Annotated in this window: 11 protein-coding genes; 6 read left to right on the top strand and 5 right to left on the bottom strand. The window is 65.4% G+C overall.

Annotation, left to right across the window (positions count from 1 at the left end; genetic code table 11):
- Positions 1 to 14 precede the first annotated feature (14 nt).
- Positions 15 to 1,142 (bottom strand): response regulator, encoded by a 1,128-nt coding sequence (locus tag D779_RS05095; RefSeq protein ID WP_081763329.1) that lies wholly within the window; start codon positions 1,140 to 1,142, stop codon positions 15 to 17.
- A gap of 686 nt (positions 1,143 to 1,828) precedes the next feature.
- On the opposite strand from D779_RS05095, the gene D779_RS05085 reads away from it, so the two are divergent.
- Genes D779_RS05085 through D779_RS05075 form a run of 3 tightly spaced genes read left to right on the top strand, consistent with a single transcriptional unit; the run spans position 1,829 to position 6,832 of the window.
- A complete protein-coding gene (locus D779_RS05085; protein WP_043750566.1) occupies positions 1,829 to 3,115 on the top strand; it encodes an efflux RND transporter periplasmic adaptor subunit in 1,287 nt (428 codons plus the stop codon).
- Between the two features lie 4 nt (positions 3,116 to 3,119).
- Positions 3,120 to 6,479 carry an efflux RND transporter permease subunit gene (locus D779_RS05080; RefSeq protein WP_043750452.1) on the top strand — a complete coding sequence of 1,120 codons (3,360 nt, stop codon included), beginning with the start codon at positions 3,120 to 3,122 and terminating at the stop codon, positions 6,477 to 6,479.
- Positions 6,476 to 6,832, top strand: a complete 357-nt coding sequence (locus D779_RS05075; protein WP_043750449.1) for a copper-binding protein — start codon at positions 6,476 to 6,478, stop codon at positions 6,830 to 6,832. The genes D779_RS05080 and D779_RS05075 overlap by 4 nt, the downstream gene beginning before the upstream one ends.
- A gap of 60 nt (positions 6,833 to 6,892) precedes the next feature.
- Here D779_RS05075 and D779_RS05070 read toward each other — a convergent pair whose 3' ends face one another.
- The 4 genes from D779_RS05070 to D779_RS05055 all read right to left on the bottom strand — a co-directional run bounded on the left by D779_RS05070 (position 6,893) and on the right by D779_RS05055 (position 12,864).
- Entirely contained in the window at positions 6,893 to 7,573 is a 681-nt protein-coding gene (locus D779_RS05070) for a hypothetical protein (protein ID WP_043750563.1), read from the bottom strand.
- A gap of 176 nt (positions 7,574 to 7,749) precedes the next feature.
- Positions 7,750 to 9,240: a substrate-binding domain-containing protein gene (locus D779_RS05065; RefSeq protein ID WP_232424068.1), complete on the bottom strand. Its 1,491-nt coding sequence runs from the start codon at positions 9,238 to 9,240 to the stop codon at positions 7,750 to 7,752.
- A gap of 26 nt (positions 9,241 to 9,266) precedes the next feature.
- Positions 9,267 to 11,048, bottom strand: coding sequence for a substrate-binding and VWA domain-containing protein (locus D779_RS05060; RefSeq protein ID WP_043750444.1), 1,782 nt, complete (start codon positions 11,046 to 11,048; stop codon positions 9,267 to 9,269).
- Positions 11,049 to 11,148: 100 nt separating this feature from the next.
- Positions 11,149 to 12,864, bottom strand: a complete 1,716-nt coding sequence (locus tag D779_RS05055) for a methyl-accepting chemotaxis protein (RefSeq protein WP_052347846.1) — start codon at positions 12,862 to 12,864, stop codon at positions 11,149 to 11,151.
- 497 nt (positions 12,865 to 13,361) lie between these two features.
- On the opposite strand from D779_RS05055, the gene D779_RS05050 reads away from it, so the two are divergent.
- The 3 genes from D779_RS05050 (at position 13,362) to D779_RS05040 (ending at position 16,881) form a co-directional block, all read left to right on the top strand.
- Entirely contained in the window at positions 13,362 to 14,315 is a 954-nt protein-coding gene (locus D779_RS05050; protein ID WP_043750441.1) for an acetylxylan esterase, read from the top strand.
- A 121-nt stretch (positions 14,316 to 14,436) separates the two neighbouring features.
- Positions 14,437 to 15,165 (top strand): esterase family protein, encoded by a 729-nt coding sequence (locus tag D779_RS05045; RefSeq protein WP_043750438.1) that lies wholly within the window; start codon positions 14,437 to 14,439, stop codon positions 15,163 to 15,165.
- 192 nt (positions 15,166 to 15,357) lie between these two features.
- Complete coding sequence (locus D779_RS05040; protein WP_157726320.1) at positions 15,358 to 16,881, top strand: carboxypeptidase-like regulatory domain-containing protein; 1,524 nt, start codon at positions 15,358 to 15,360, stop codon at positions 16,879 to 16,881.
- Positions 16,882 to 17,449: the final 568 nt, after the last annotated feature.

Raw genomic sequence — 17,449 nt, 5'->3', positions numbered from 1 at the left:
TCCCTCGCCTCGGATCAGTGTCTCGTGGAGATCCCCGGGCTCTTGCCCTTGTTGCTCAGCGACTCGGCAACGACCCCGGATCGACCGCCCCGTCTCAGGGTGCCGACCTCTGCCTCGGCATATCGATCCCGGATGGACAGGATCTCCGGCAGGAGATCCAGAAAGCGCGGAACCAGTGTCGGATCGAAATGGGTGCCCGAATCCCGGCGCAGCTGTTCGATCGATTCCTCGACCGTCCAGGCGCGCTTGTAGGGGCGTACCGAGGTGAGTGCGTCGAAGACGTCGGCGATGGCGACGATACGCCCCACCCGAGGGATGGCCTCGCCCGCCAGACCTTGCGGATATCCGGAACCGTCCCATTTCTCATGGTGCGTCAGCGCCACGACACGGGCCATCTCCAGAAGCTCGGAGCCACCGGTCTCGCCGAGGATGTCGGCGCCGATCCGACAATGGGTGCGCATGATCTCCCATTCGGCCGACGTCAGCTTGCCGGGCTTCTGGAGAATGCTGTCCGGTATGCCGATCTTGCCGATATCGTGCATCGGCGCGGCATTCAAGAGCAGCTCCGCCTGGTGATCGCTCATGCCGACGGAGCGTCCGAGGATCTTGGAATAGAGGCTCATGCGGATGACATGCAGCCCGGTTTCGTTGTCCTTGTATTCGGCCGCCCGGCCGAGCCGCTGGATGATCTGCAGGCGGGTCTCCTGAAGCTGGGCGGTCCGCTCCATGACCTTGCGCTCCAGCACCCGGTTCTGATCGTGCAGCGCGAGCTGGGCGCGCACGCGCGCCTGGACGACGGGGGGGCTGATCGGCTTGGTGATGTAGTCGACGGCGCCCAGACCGAACCCGCGGATCTCGTCCTCGGTGCCGATCCGGGCCGTGACGAAGACGATGGGGATATGGCGTGTCGTGAAATCTTCCTTGAGCAGACGACACACCTCGTAGCCGTCCATTCCCGGCATCATGACGTCGAGCAGGATGATATCCGGCGGGGCGCCGGTACGGACGATGTCGAGCGCCTTCTCACCGCGCGTCGCCGCCTTGACGAGGTATTGCTCCTTGAGAGCGCTCACCAGCAGATCGATGTTGGCTGGCTCGTCGTCGACGATCAAGACCGTCTGATCGCGCCATTTGTCGGCCATGACAGTCACTCCCGCTGTTCAGGCTGGATCATATTCTGTGATCGCCATCAGATCATGTGACCAATGCTGCAGAGTCGAACGGCCGATGGTCGTGCTCTCGTGGATACTCGCCCAAACCGAGAAATTATCCTCCGGCTCTGGAACCGATACATGAGTATGGATCTCTCAGGTGTCAATAGAGAGGTATTCCTGCGACCTATTCTCACTCCCACACCCATGCCGATGAAGCGCCGACGTGCCTCGACCACCATGATCGCGGCCCTCCTCCTGCTCGTTCTGCAGGCTCAGGTCTGGGCTTCCGCGATGCTGGAGTGCCGGCACGGGTCTGGAGCGACCGGGCAGACGACGGCGATCTGCACGCATCATCGGCAAGCGGACGGCACCTCGCGGGGGATCGCACATTCGCCTCACCTCGACTGCCACAGGTGCGCCCTGCACTGCCTGGTCACGATCGCCGTTCCTCTTGCATCGACCGTATCGATCCCGGATCGTTTCGGCCAGCCGATGCCGGCCGTCGCGTCGAGACGGCATTTCTATCGCTTCGTCCCCACTCTCCCCGAACGACCTCCGCGCGTCTGAGGTCCTTGCGACCGACCCAGCCGGCGGCGACCCCCCGTGTCGTCGCCGATCATGACGATCGTCCGCGCGGCGCCCTCCGTGCCGCGCGGGCTCCGCAGGAGACCAGCATGTCCACCCATTCGACGACCCGCCGCCACGCGGCGGGCCTCGCCGGGGCCGCCGCCTTGGCGCTCATCGTCGCCGCCCTGACCGGCTGCGACGGACCCAAGCCCGAGCCCGGCCCGACCGATCAGGATAACCAGGCACCCGCCCGGGAGACGGCGCTGGAACACGCCGCCAAACACCAGGATCCCACCTACATCTGTCCCATGCATCCGCAGATCCGGCAGGACCACCCGGGAACCTGCCCCATCTGCGGCATGGATCTGATCGAGAAGCGCGTGACGCCCAAGGCCGCCGCGCCCGAGACCGAGCCCCATCCCGAAGTCGCCGTCAGCGGCCTCATGCAGCAGCGTCTGGCGGTGCGCACCGCCGAGGTGGAACGCGGCCCCCTCGCCCGCGAGGTGCGGGCCGTGGGCCGCGTCGCCTACGACGAGACCCGGCTCGCGCACGTGCATCCGCGCGCGGCGGGCTGGATCGAGGGGCTGAGCCTGCGCGCCGAGGGCGAGCCGGTCCGCAAGGACCAGAAACTGGCCGACCTCTACGCGCCCGACATCCTCTCGGCGCAGGTGGACTTTCTCATCGCGCTGGAGCGGGGCGGATCGAACGCCCCCCGGGTCGCGCCGGACAAGGCCCGCAACATCCTGCGCCTGCTGGGCGTCCCCGAGCCGGTGATCCGCGACATCGAGCGCAGCCGCGAGACCCGCAACACCATCCCCGTCCTGGCGCCCGCGGACGGCATCGTCACCCGGATGGAGGCCCGCGAGGGTATGTACGTGACCCCCTCGAGCGAGATGTTCACCATCGCCGCCCTCTCGGAAGTCTGGGTCATGGTCGACGTCTTCGAGCACCAGCTGGCCTGGGTCCGCCCCGGCATGCGGGCCGAGATGCGGGTGCCGGCCTATCCCGGCCGGACCTGGACGGGCAAGGTCGAGTATCTCTATCCGGATCTGGATCCCCAGACCCGCACCCTGCGGGTGCGCCTGGTCTTCTCCAACCCTGGGCTCGAACTCAAGCCCAACATGTTCGCCGACGTCCTCATCGCGGGCGATCCCAAGCCGGATGCCATCACCATCCCGCGCGAGGCGCTCATCGTCACCGGCCAGCGCGAGAGCGTGGTCAAGGCGCTCGGCGAGGGCCGCTTCCAGCCGGTCGACGTGGCGACCGGGATGGAGTCCGAGGGGCGGGTCGAGGTCCTCTCGGGACTGGAGCCGGGCGATGCCATCGTCGTCTCGGGCCAGTTCCTGATCGACTCCGAGTCCAGCCTCCAGGCCAGTTTCCGACGGATGCGGTGAGCCCATGGACAAGGTCATCGACTGGTCGATCCGCAACCGCTTCCTGGTCCTGCTCGCCACCCTGGTCCTGACGCTCTGGGGCATCTCGGCGGTCCGTCAGACCCCGCTCGACGCCATCCCGGACCTCTCGGACGTGCAGGTCATCATCCGCACCGGCTTCCCGGGCCAGTCGCCCCGGGTGGTCGAGGATCAGGTCACCTACCCCATCACCACCACCATGCTCTCGGTTCCCGGGGCGCAGACGGTCCGGGGGTATTCCTTCTTCGGCGACTCCTACGTCTACGTCATCTTCGAGGACGGCACCGACCTCTACTGGGCGCGCTCGCGGGTGCTGGAATACCTGAACCAGGCCGCCTCGCGCCTGCCCGAGGGCGTGAACCCGAGGCTGGGTCCGGACGCCACCGGGGTCGGCTGGGTCTTCAGCTACGCCCTGGTCGACCGCAGCGGCCGGCACGACCTGGCCGAGCTGCGCAGCCTCCAGGACTGGTTCCTCAAGTTCGAGCTGCAGACGGTCCCGGGCGTCGCCGAGGTCGCCTCGGTCGGCGGCATGGTGCGCCAGTACCAGGTGGTGGCCGACCCCGAGAAGCTGCGCGCCTACGGCATCCCGCTCTCCAGGCTGTCGAGCGCCATCCGCGACGCCAACCAGGAGGTCGGCGGCTCGGTCGTGGAGCTGGCCGAGGCCGAGTACATGATCCGCAGCCGGGGCTATCTGCAGTCGGTCGCCGACATCGAGACCATCCCCATCGCGGTGACGCCCGAGGGCACCCCCGTGCTGCTGCGCGACCTGGCCCGGGTCCAGATCGGTCCCGAGATGAGGCGTGCGGTCGCCGACCTCGACGGCGAGGGCGAGATCGCCGGAGGCATCGTGGTGATGCGCTACGGCGAGAACGCCCTCGCCACCATCTCGGCGGTCAAGGCCCGGCTGAAGGATCTGGCCCAGGGCCTGCCCGAGGGCGTCGAGATCGTCCCCACCTACGACCGCTCCGAGCTGATCCTGCGCGCGGTGGACAACCTCGAGGACAAGCTGCTGGAGGAGTTCGTCGTCGTCGCCCTGGTGTGCCTGGTCTTCCTCTTCCATCTGCGTTCGGGCCTGGTCGCCATCGTCACCCTGCCGCTCGGGGTGCTGGCCGCCTTCATCGTCATGCGCCACCAGGGCATCAACGCCAACATCATGTCCCTGGGCGGGATCGCCATCGCCATCGGGGCCATGGTGGATGCCGCCATCGTCATGATCGAGAACGCCCACAAGCACCTGGAGCGCTACCGCCACGCCCATGGCGAATCACCGCGCGGCGAGGCCCACTGGCGGGTCGTGGGCGCGGCGGCGGCCGAGGTGGGGCCGGCGCTCTTCTTCTCGCTGCTCATCATCACCCTGAGCTTCCTCCCCGTGTTCGCGCTGGAGGCCCAGGAGGGACGCATGTTCGCGCCGCTGGCCTACACCAAGACCTATGCCATGGCCGCCGCGGCCGGGCTCTCGGTGACCCTGGTGCCCGTGCTCATGGGCTATTTCATCCGCGGACGCATCCCGAGCGAGGACCGCAACCCGCTGAACCGGGCGCTGATCTGGATCTATCGTCCGCTGCTGCGCGGGGTGCTGGCGGCACCGCGCGCGACCATCCTGGTCTCGATCCTGATCCTGGCCAGTCTGTTGGTGCCGCTCCAGGGCGTCGGCGGTCTGCTCGAACCCCTGAAGTGGCCCTTCCAGGCAGTCGCCCTGGTACACAAGGACGCAGGGGCCTCCTCCATCACCCGTATCGAGGATTGGCAGACGGGAATGTCGGACGCCTGGCGCGGCCTGACCCGCGATCTGCCCGGACTGCGCCATCTGGGGACGGGGCTCGGCTCGGAGTTCATGCCCGAGCTCGACGAGGGCGACCTCATGTACATGCCGACCACCTTGCCCGGTCTCTCGATCGGCAAGGCCCAGCAGCTGCTGCAGCAGACCGACCGTCTGATCGCCTCCATCCCCGAGGTGAAGCGGGTCTTCGGCAAGATCGGCCGGGCCGACACGGCCACCGATCCGGCGCCCCTGACCATGATCGAGACGGTCATCCAGCTCGAGCCGCGCTCCGAATGGCGGCCCGGCCTGACCCTGGAGGGGCTGATCGAGGAGCTGGACGCGACCCTGGACATCCCGGGCGTCACCAACGCCTGGGTGATGCCGATCAAGACCCGCATCGACATGCTCGCCACCGGCATCAAGACCCCGGTCGGGATCAAGGTGGCCGGACCGAACCTGGACGCGATCGAGCGCATCGGCCGCGACATCGAGCGCGCGCTGCGCGACCTGCCCGGCACCGCCTCGGCCTTCTCCGAGCGGGTCGCCGGCGGGCGCTACATCGAGATCCGGCCCGACCGGGTCGCGGCGGCGCGGGTCGGGCTCAACATCTCGGACATCAACGCGCTGGTCGCCGCCGCCGTCGGCGGGGTCAACGTCACCCAGACCGTCGAGGGTCTGGAGCGCTATCCGGTCAATCTGCGCTTCCCGCGCGAGGAGCGCGACGATCTCCTCAAGCTGCGCGCGCTGCCGGTCGTGACCCCGACCGGTGCCCAGGTCCCGCTGAGCCAGATCGCCGCGGTCGAGATCGTCGACGGCCCGCCCATGCTCAAGAGCGAGAATGCCCGGCTCAACGGCTGGACCTTCGTCGACATCCGGGGCGTCGATATCGGCACCTATGTCGCCGCCGCCCAGGCCCGGGTCCGCGACCGGGTCGAGCTCCCGCCCGGCTATTCCATCACCTGGTCCGGTCAGTACGAATACATGCTGCGGGTGAAGGAGCGTCTGACCCAGGTGGTCCCCTTCACGCTGCTCATCATCTTCGTGCTGCTCTATCTGGTGTTCCGCCGGCTCGGCCAGGTGTGGCTGGTGATGCTCTCGCTGCCCTTCGCCCTGGTCGGCGGATTCTGGCTGATCGCGGTGCTGGGGTATCACCTCTCGGTCGCGGTGGCGGTCGGATTCATCGCCTTGGCCGGGGTGGCGACCGAATTCGGCGTGGTGATGCTGGTCTATCTCGACAACGCCCTGAACGAACGGCGCGCGCGGAACGCACTGCACGACACCCGGGATCTGGAGGCCGCCATCATGGAGGGCGCGGTGCTGCGTGTGCGGCCCAAGGCGATGACGGTCGCGGTCATCATCGCCGGCCTGCTGCCCATCATGATCGGACATGGAACCGGATCGGAGGTGATGCGACGCATCGCCGCGCCCATGGTCGGCGGAATGCTGACCGCCCCCCTACTCAGCCTCTTCGTCATCCCGGCCATCTATCTGGTCTGGCAGCGCAGGGGCCTGAGCAAGACGGCCGAGGGCCGACCGCCCGAGGCCGACGACTCCAACGACACGACCGAACGAGGAAACGGATGAAAACGCTGATCGCATTGACGACCGTACTGACAATGACCGCCTTCCAGGCCGGTGCCCAGACCATGGACCATCAGACGATGAACCATGAGGCCATGGGATCCATGGCACAGTCCGAACAGAGCGCCGTCACCATGGGAAAAGGGGTGATCAATTCGGTGGACACCGCCAAGGGCGAGGTCAACATCACCCACGAGCCGATCCCGGCCCTGAGCTGGCCGGCCATGACCATGGATCTGCCGGTGACCGATGGGGTCGATCTGAGCGGGGTGAGTCCCGGAGACAAGGTGAACTTCGGGATCGTTCTGGGTAGCGACGACGTCTACCGGATCACCGAGCTGACGCCGCAGAAATAGCCCGATCCCTGCCGGGCGCGCCATGCCCCGGAGCGGGATATGGTGCCGCCCGATCGGAGTTCAGGTTCCGGATCCGATGCCGGCCGCCTGCTTGAAATAGCGCTCGAGCTCGATGCCGTAGTCGATGGCGCGATTGAGTTCGGCCGTATATTTCTCGACCGCACCGGCCGAGGTCGCCAGCGCGGCCTGGTGGGCCGTGGCATCGACCGCACCGGATGCCTGCTGGGTGTAGGACTGGACCCGGCCGCCGGTGTCGAGCTGGAAGGGACCGGTGAGCTGGCGCGGATCGACCTGCTTCAGCACGGCATAGTGCCGGTTCAGCTCGGCGATCTTGGTGATCAGCTCCTGCTTGACCTCGAGGTAGCGCGAGAGATATTCGGTGAAGGTCGCATAGGCGTTGAGATTGCCGATGTTCGCCGGATCCGTCAGATACTCGGGCGTCCACTGGATGGAGAGGACGTTGTAGTAGTTCTGGAAGTCGAAGAGATTCACGTCCTTGTCCGAGCGCGCCAGTGCCTGATAGGCATTATCGAGCGCCTCCTTCACCCAGCGCTCGCGGTCGGCCCAGTCCTTGCGGTTGCCGTCCATGTCGCTGGCGTCGAACTCGGTCCCGCCGAAGGAGAAGGCGCCCAGCTGCTTGAGATAGTCGCCGAAGCTGGCGGCCTGGGCGCCGGGCGCGATCGCCGCCAGTGCGACGAATCCAGTGGCCACCCATGTGTTGAGAAGTCGTTCGTATCCCATGCAATCCTCCTGCACGACCGTAGGGCGCAATAGCGCAGCGTATTGCGCCGAATGAGACGTCGCATGGCGCAATACGCTGCGCTATTGCGCCCTACCCATCCGGAAGCGTTCGGCCTCGCGTTGGGCCTCGTACCTCGGCCCAACCTACGAAATACCCATCAGGAAGCGTTCAGCCCTCAGAGATTCGGCCCGACCGGATCGCCCAGCTGCTCATAGGCACGGATCAGGGCCATGATGACCTCGCCGCTCTGGGCCGGGATCAGGATCTGGGACGCCTTGATGAGATCGGGCACCAGACCGTTCTCCTCGACGAACTCGCCCAGCACCTCGCTCATCTCTTGGTTGGAGATTTGGGTGCTCACGGGTCTGAATCCTTCCTTCTGCAGCGCCAGTAGCTGGATGTCGCGGGTCAGCAGATACTCCTCGAAGCGCCGCGCGGCCTCGACCTGCTCGCGCGAATTCCCGTGACGCAAGGTGTAATAGGGATGATCCGAGACCAGGTTGTACTTGGGATAGCGGATGATCGGCTTGGCACCATTGGGATCGTTGACCCGGCGGATGAAGGCCAGCTTGACCCCCAGGTTCTCGTAGACGTAGATGGACGAGAGCGGCTGACCGCCGTATCCAGCCTGCATCAGCGGCTCGGCCAGCTTGCCCGTGCTGTCCTTGGTCTGGTCGGACATGTACTTGATAAAGGCCAGATAGGCCTGGAAGTCCGGGTTCTTCAGATCCTCGAGACGGATCCTGTAGCGTCCGCGGTCCTTGGCGAAGAACTCGTAGGCCATGGCGACGAGCGCGACGGCGCCGCTGTTCGAGTCCTGCGGACGGGTGAAGCCGAACTGGAAGTTGCGTCCGTTGGGGTCGATGGCCTCGCCGGCCAGCTCGCGGGAGAAGATCTCGGCGATGGTGTCGAAGCTCATCGATTTCTGGATGCGACGGTCGATCGCCTCCTGGACCGGTGCCCAGGTGACGAAGACCATGGGACTGCGGGCGATCGAGGCGTCGGTCTCGAAGAGCTTGCCACCGGTGAAGGCGTCCTCCACGACGCTGCGGAAGATGCTGGATGCGGGCGCCCAGACCTGATACTCGTTGCGTCCGCCCTGCATGGTCCTACCCTCGGCGATGAGGGTCGCGGACTCGGTCGAGCCGATCTTGTCGATGACCAAACGGATGGGCTTGCCGTCGAGGCTGTTCTGCGCCGGATCGGCCATGAAGCGCCGCGCGGCCTCCTCGAGCCAGTCCTTCTTCTCGGATCCGGCGGCGACCTTGACCTCGATGACCGCCCGGTCCTCGGGCACCGGATAGAGGATTCGCTGGAGCCCGGTCTTGGACGCCCCGATCTCGACGGGCTTAACCTTGACCGCCTGATTTCGGACCGTATTGTCGATCGACTCCTGGCCGTCCCTGGGCAGCACCGCTGGCGCCGGACTCTCGGGCGTGCTCGGCAGCTGCTGCTCCGGCGACTCCTTGACCGGAGCCTCCGCAGACTGGCCCCCCGGCTTGGCCTGGACCTTGGAAAGGTCGACGTTGAGGTCGCCGAAGTTGAAGAGCTTCTCGGCCGCCGTGGCGGAACCCATCGCCCCCGGACCGGCGAGGATCAGAAGACCGCAGAGCAGCAGGTGCCGCAGACCGGATCGGAAGACGGGCTCGCACTCGAATGCACGCATGATGTTCACCCCAGCCGCCCGGCGCATCAGAGCAGCTCGCTGAAGCGCTTGAAGATGTCGCGGATCTCGGCCGAATCGCCGCGCCGGGTTTCGCCCCCGGCCGCCGCGCCGATGGCCTTCAGCGAACTGTCGTCCGCCTCGCCCCCGAAGGCGATGCCGAAGACCGGGATCTTGCAGGCCGAGTCGCCCAGATATCCGCCTCGGCCGTCCGACTGGGTATAGCCGATCTTCCCGATCAGGTCCTTGTCCGAGATCTTGGAGGCATTGTCGACACCGTCGGTCAGGACCACCATGACCCGGATCGAGCGGTCGGACGGATCCTGCTTGACGGCCTGGCAGAGATCGTCCCAAGCGGTCTCGATCGCCGAGCGCATGGCGGTGCCGCCGGCGGGGCGCACCTTGGACAGCGCATCGGCCAGCTTCTGCTTTCCGGCCGCATCCATCCGGATCGGCTGCCCCTTGGGCGTCAGGTCGGAATACCGGACCCTGTAGTCGTAGAAGAGCAGCGAGAGCCGGTCCTTGTCCTGCAGTGACTGGGCGAGCAGATTGGCGCTCTCGACCGCCATGTCCATGCGCGAGCGCTCCTGCCCGCGCTCCTTGTCGAACAGACGCGCATCCATGCTCCCGGAGCGGTCGATGACCAGCACCACGTGCGAGCTGTTCTTGATGGCGCGAAAGGCGTCGCGGATGGCCTTGATGACCTGTCCACCCGGGGTCGCCAGGAAACGGTGCACGCTATCGAAGGGCTCGACCCCGTTGTCCGCGTTCCAGACCAGACCGTAGATGCCGGGATCGATGTCCAGCGGCACGCTCGGCCGGAAGCCGTACTGCAGCGCCTTGGCCTGGCTCTGGGGCGACATCAGGAAGGAGAAGTAGCGCTTGGCCCCCTCCTCCTCGTCCGCGTCGACCCAGTCGCGCTCGACGATGGCGAAGGGGTGATTGGTGGCGAAGGTCCCTTCCTTTGGATAGATGGCCTCCAGGCGGGGATACCCGAGACCCTGTTCGCGGATGGCATTGTTGGCCTGGATGACGTCGCTCTCGTAGACGACCACGGCGTCGGCGTACTGGGGACCGCCGTCGCGCATCTTCTCGGCATAGAAACCGGTCGAGCGTCCGTAGTGGATGACGCTCTCGTGGACCTTGCGCACGAAGTCGCGCACCTTGGGATCCTCGACCTTGGCAAGCGACAGCCTGGGCACCGGACGCCCGGCCTCGCTCTCGGCACCCGCGTAGAACTGGGCGACCAGGGCCGACAGACCGCTATTGGAGCTTTCGGGACTGGTCTGGCCGTAGCGGAAGCCGCCCTCGCTGGAGCGCGCGAAGATGTCCGACCAGCCGATCTGGTCCTTGGGACCAAGACTCTGGAGTACCGGCTCCCAGGCCGCGATCACCACGGGCGAGGACACCAGGAATCCCTCGGCCTTGAGCAGGTCCTTGCCCTGTTCCTGGGAGTATTCGTAGTTGATCAGATTGACGTAGAGATCCGAGGCCGGGCTGGTGGCATGGACCTCGTCCGGTCCAGCCTTGCCGTTCGCGATCTCGTTGACGCTGTCGCCCGAGCCCTTGGGGATGGACTCGACGCAGATGCGCTTGCCGGAAGCGGTCTTCTCGCCCGCTTGATTGAAGGTGGGGGTCAGGTCCCGGATCCATGCCTTCTTCTCCGAGCCGTAGGTGAAGCGCACCACGACCTGATCCTCGGATGGGGAACAAGCGGTATCCGCTCCAGCCGCGTGCGACTCCGTGCCGATCGAAACCAATGCAATCGTCGAGACGATGGCGACCCCGAGTCGCGAGAGTCCATGAAGCATGAGACCTCCGGGAGGCATGGATGGACGAGGGCGAGCAGATATACGGAAACCGCGACTGGCGAGTATTGCAGACCAATGAGACGGTTTCGTTACACCCCGCTCAGGCGGTTTGCGGCTGGAGGGAAGAGGCGGGCATCAAGACCTGAGGGTCGCGGTGCCGCCTGACTCCGTCCCCGTGATCGTGTCCCTTGAACTGACTGGCGCGCGCCTTGAGTTCGTCCGTGAGCCGGACCAGCAGTTCGCTGGCGGTCTCGAGCTGATTCACGCTCGCACTCCGCTGATGTGCGGCATCGGTGATCGCGACGATACGATGGCTGATTTCGTTGGCAACGGCGCTCTGCTCCTCGGCCGCACCGGCGATCTGGCCCATGGCTCCCGAAATGCCGGCCACCGCCTCGGTGATGGCATCCAACGCATGCTCGGCCTCGCCGGCCGCCGACAGAGCCAGCGCAGAGCTCTGCTCGCTCTTCTCCATCTCCATGCCCGCCTGACGCGAGCGCTGCTGCAGCTGCACGATCGATGCCTCGATCTCCTGAGCGGAGACCTGGGTGCGTTTGGCGAGGGTACGAACCTCGGTGGCGACCACGGCGAATCCGCGCCCCTGCTCGCCCGCGCGCGCCGCCTCGATGGCGGCATTGAGCGCGAGCAGGTTGGTCTGCTCGGTGACGCCCCGGATGACGTGGAGGATCTTCTCGATGCCGGTCATGTCCTGCCCCAGCGAACGGATCGTCTCTCCGGCGGTACCGACCTGCTCGGCCAGCGTCGACATGGCGCCGATGGTCTCCCCGACCGCGCCCCGGCCGCGCTCCGCGAGATCCTTGGCACGCTGGGCGGCGGCCGCAGCGTCTGCGGTATTGCGCGCGACCTCCCCGGACGAGGCCGTCATCTGCTCCATCGCCGTCGCCACCTGTTCGGTATCGCCAAGCTGCCGATTCACACCGGCTCGGGATTGGCTCAGGGTGGCGGACATCTGACCGGTGGCCGCCGACAGGGTCAGGGTCGAATCCCCGATCTGCTCGACCAGGCCACGCAGCCCATCGACCATCCGGTCGAAGTCGCGCGCGATCTCGCCGATCTCGTTACGCGCATCCAGGTGGGTCCGGATGGAGAGGTCGGAGTGCTCGAGAATCCGGTTCACGGAGGTACGCAGCCGTCCCAGCTGTCCGACGATCGAGCCGTAGAAGGACCAGCCCAGAACGACGATCAGCAGCACCGCCACCAGGGCGATACCGACGAAGGTCGTGACGGAATGGGAGTAGAGATGATGCGCCCTGTCCCGCTCCTGCTCCGCGACCCGCAGCTGCAGGCTCACCAGTTCGTTGAGCTTGGCACCGATGGGATCGATCAGGGCGGAGAGCGGCCCGTCGAACATATCCAGCATGCCGCCGATGTTGCCCTGCTCGTCCCCCAGCCGCACCTGCAGCCTCTCGATGGCCGCATCCGCCGGCCCGAAGAGCGCCTGGGCCTCCTCGACCAGACCCGCTTCCTCCGGGGTCAGTCGCGTCTGCAGATAGGCCTGCCAATTCTGCTGGATCCGGTCCTTGGCCCGCTCGACCTGCTCCAGGGACTGCTCCGCGGTGAATTCGCCGGCGTTGGCCTTGTTGACCGCGCCGACGATCTGCACGGCATAGTCGTCCGTGATCCATTTCAGCTGCTGCAGGGGCACGATCCTGTCCTCGTAGATCCGATCCACCCCCTCGTTCACCTGCCGAAGAAGATCCAGTGAAACGAACCCGATGAGCAGCATGGCGAGGCTCGGAATCAGCGCCAGGAGAACCAGCTTGGTCTTGATTTTCGCGTGATGGATCAATTTCATGGTCTTGACGCCTGTAATACGCTGTATTTCTTTCTAAATGACTGGCGAAGAAGAATGCCGTGGCGCGCAGATGCCTGGAGCGCAACCCTCGGAACGAAGGATCGCCACCCTGCCGAGGAGACAGCGGAGGGGCCTGATTGACGCACGCGCATTGCTGAAGGCCCATGGCCCGGCGAAAGCGCAAGCTGGAAACGGAAGCCAACTGCCGATCGAGCCGCCAACGCATACCGGCCCAGGGGTGCGAATTCGCTTCCCATTCTGATCGATCGGGATGACATCTCGGTGACCGACATGGGACTTTGCCAAGTCGGTCTCATTCGAATCCCGTCTCCGCTCGGACACAGGATCGACGAAGCAGGATCAAGGGTGTGTCGATCGGAATTGGGGCGAGATTCTCTTCCTGGAGGAGCGCGTTCGGCGATATGTTCGGAACGAGCCATGAATGTTCGTCATCTGCATGAGCGACACTGGACGGAACCGAACGGCACTCAGACCCCATGACATTCGAGCATACCTACCCCTTCGATCCCAGCTACGGCTACAGCCTGGAACGGCTCCTGAGCGTCGAGCCTCCGGAAGAACCGGCCGATTTCGAGCCATTCTGGCGCGATCGTTTAGACAGGGCGCTCGCGATCGATCCCGAACCGCACATCCGCGACTCGACCCTGAAACATCCGCGTTTCCACGTGCACGACCTGGAATACGCATCGACCGATGGATTCCCGATCCGCGGCTGGCTCCTGACGCCACGCATCGGAACTCCCAGACGGGGCCTGATGCTGGGACACGGATACGGCGGCATCGACGGCCCGCCCCTGGATCTTCCGCTGGAAGACGCGGTCTATCTCGTACCCTGCTTTCGCGGCATCGGGCTCAGCCGGCGAACGCCCATCTCCGAGAACCCGATCTGGCACGTCCTGCACGACATCCATCGGCGCGACCGCTACATCCTCGGCGGCTGCGTGGACGACATCTGGACCGGCGTCTCCGCCCTGCTCCGTCTCCAACCGAATCTGGCCGGACATCTCGGCTATCTCGGCATCAGCTTCGGCGGCGGTCTCGGCGCCATGGCCCTGGCCTGGGACCCGCGTCTCGCCCGCGGCCATCTCAACGTCCCCAGCTTCGGCCATCAGCCATTGCGGCTGACCCTGCCGACCATCGGCAGCGGCGCGGCCGTCCAGCGCTTCGCCGAAGAGCACGGCGGAATGCCGGATTCGCTCCGCTATTTCGACGCGGCGCTCGCCGCACGCCACATCCGGCAGCCGATGCACATCGCCGCCGCCCTGTTCGACCCGGCGGTCGCGCCGCCCGGCCAGTTCGCCGTCTACAACGCCATCCCCGGCGAGAAGCATCTGTTCGTGCTGGAGGCCGGCCACTTCGACCATCCCGGCCGGGAACTCCAGGAACGGGCGCTACTGGAGGAACTCGGGGACTTTCTCGCACCTCTGTGACCCACGAGGAACCTGCGGGAATCCGGTAAACCCAGGATCAGGCAAGCCCCTGTTTTCACGCGAATGAAATGATCCGCGGCTAGCATTCCAGCGGGCTCAACCTACCGTCTGGATAGCGTCGATGAACCGTGAATATCACCGCTGGTACAGTCACCGTCTCGGACGGGACATGGAGCTGCTCGTCTTCGGTCATGCCGGGGCCAAGGTACTGGTCTTCCCGACCCGGGACGGGCGCTTCTACGAGTACGAGAACCTTCGGCTCGTGGAATCCGTGCGCCACAAGCTCGAGGCGGGACAGCTCCAGCTCTATTGCGTGGACAGCCTCGACTGGGAATCGCTCTACTGCTTCTGGTGCAACCCGGCGGACCGAATCCGGCGCCACAACGCCTTCGAGGACTACATCCTCAACGAGGTGCTGCCGCTGATGGCGATGAAGAACCCCCATCCCTGCACCATCGCCCACGGCTGCAGTCTCGGCGCCTTCCATGCGGTCAACATCGCCTTCCGCCATCCGCATCTGTTCCGCAAGGTCGCCGCCTTCTCGGGACGCTACGACCTGACGCTGAACGTGGAGCATTTCCGCGATCTTTTCAGCGGACACCGGGACGAGCAGATCTATTTCCACACGCCGGCCCAGTATCTGCCCAACCTCGGCTGTCCCGAGCGGCTCGGGGCACTGCGCCGCATGGACATCGTGCTGACGATCGGAAAGGAGGATCCCTTCCTCGACAACAACCGCTATCTCAGCCGCTCGCTCTGGGACAAGGGCGTCCGGCATGCCCTGCACGAATGGGATGGACGAGCACATCAGGGATATCACTGGCGCCGGATGGCCCCTCTGTATCTCTGAAGCGTCGCCCGATCGAACCCGGGTTCGCGGCGAGCCGTTGCCGGAGACCCTGTCCCGTCTCATCCGATATTGAGTCGGGTTTTCCTGATTGGTTAGGATCCATGCGCCAAGGACATTCAGCGCGGCCGATGTCCGCCGGCGCCGAATTCGTCCCCTTGGATGTCCGCCACGAAGGAGCGACAGGAGAGTCCCATGATGAACCCCGAATATGCCAGCGCCCAACGCTGGGGATCCTGCTTGCTGGTGCCGACGCTGTGCCTCGCCACCAGTCTGGCCCACGCAGACGTCGAGCCGAACGACGGCTGTCTATCGGCCGATCGCGTCGAGCTCTCGTCCATGCCCGCCACACTGAACGGAACCCTGGAGGCGCCCGGGTCGGGAAGGGGCGACATCGACTTCTACCTGATCTCGGCCACACCCGAAACGCCGCTCCGGATCGAGCTGGAAGGCGATTCGGAGGGCACGGATGCCGTCGGGGATCCGATGCTGGCCTATCTTGGCCTTGGATGCGAGCTGCTGGCCTCGAACGACGACTATTTCAGCCTCATGTCCCGACTTCCGCTCTATGTTCCCGCGTCCGGAACCTTCGTGATCGCCGTGACGGGCAGCGGGGACATGACCTTGACCGGGGATCACCGGCAATCCGGCGGCTATCGTCTCAGCTTCTCCACCTACAGCAGATCGATCGGCTCGATCAGCGGACTCTACCTGGATGCCATAACCGGCAGATACACGCCACAAGGATCGGTCCAGCTCCTGCGCTGCACGGATGGAGATGATCCCGAAAGCTGCACCGCACCCGTCGCGAGCCAAGGGGGCAACGGCGGTGCATACAGCTTCAGCGCAGAATGGAACGGGATGCCGATAGAACCCGGATACTTTCGCGTCAGGGCCAGCTTCCTGGACGAACCCGTCTGGTCCGAGATCTTCTGGGTGGCCGAGAACCAGCACTATCGGGTTCCGACGCTCTATTACGAGGAGCCGCTGGGCATCGGAACCATCGAGGGACGTCTGGTCGACGCCATGACCGGCGTCGGACTCTCCGGGGAGGAATATCCCTTCGCATCCGTCCGGCTGCGGCAGTTTCCGTGCATCGAGTCCTGCTATTCGGTCGATGTAGCTCCGGACAGTGCCGGCCATTTTCGCTTCGACGAAACGACCGAGCCATACCTGAGGCCCGGCGAATACCGCATCACGGCGTCCGCCTCGGACTATGAGACCCAGCAACTGCCCACGATCCACTCCGGGGCCGAGGGCGAAAAGCGATCCATCGGCGAGATCGCGCTCGACCCCAAGCCGGTGAGGATCTCCGTCACCAGCCCCTGCGACAGCGACTCGATCGACGGCGGAATCTGCCGCTATCGCGTCAGTCTGGAAAATCGCTCGCCCGAGCGGGTGCGCGGCTCCATCTGGAGCATCGCCTCCGGCTATCTCCCCGGCGGCACGCTATCCTCCACCGAATTCCAGGCCGGAGACCCCGTGCCGATCTCGCTGCGGGCCGGCGAATCGAGGGCCTTCCAGTTCGAATTCCCGATCCCCTCGACCTTGCGCGGAGACAGCACCATCTGCTCCACCACCTATTTCGGCGAGGGATACGGCAATCAGCCCTATTTCAATCCATCGGTCAACGTCTCGTCCTGTCTCACCAAGACGGGTGAATCGGAATATTCGGTCCTGTCGAAGAAGGAGAGCCGGGCGCTGATCGAGGGTCGCTGACCGGCACCGATCCCAGAACCGGGCCATGGATGGCCGAGCCCAATAGGCCGGCGTCTCTGTGGCCCGTTCGATCCCGGCGGCAATACGGCTGATGCCGTACCGGCCCCATAGGCTGATGAACGGCGACTGAATGCCTTCCGTGTCAGGGAGCTGAAGTCCTGGAGCCCTTCGATGACGGCGACGCCCCAATCGGTTTCGCCGACCGGACGCCGGGAGGCCGTCCGATGTACCGTAACAGTCCGAAGCTAAGGTGGGCGACGGCCCGTCAAGGGGCCTGACCCGATTCTTCGCGGAGGAAACGGCGCCCGTGTTCAAAGACAAGCTGAATCTCAGCTTCATCCTGCTCTTGCTGTTGACAGCCGGAAGCGCAGTCACAACCAGGCACTGCCGTTCCTGCTGGCCACGACCTTCAACATCGGCGGCAACGACGTCGCCCTGCTGAGCGCAATGATCTTCATGGCCCTGCGATCGGCCCTATAAATAAAACGGGTAATCCCCCGGCTTTGCCGGGGTGACAGTAGCAGTTTGACATTTCCGGGAGTCCATCGGGGACACTCCGCAGCGTGAG

The sequence above is a fragment of the Imhoffiella purpurea genome (assembly GCF_000585215.1).
GTDB classification, from domain to species: Bacteria; Pseudomonadota; Gammaproteobacteria; order Chromatiales; family Chromatiaceae; genus Imhoffiella; species Imhoffiella purpurea.
This window is presented reverse-complemented; position numbering and strand designations above follow the sequence as displayed.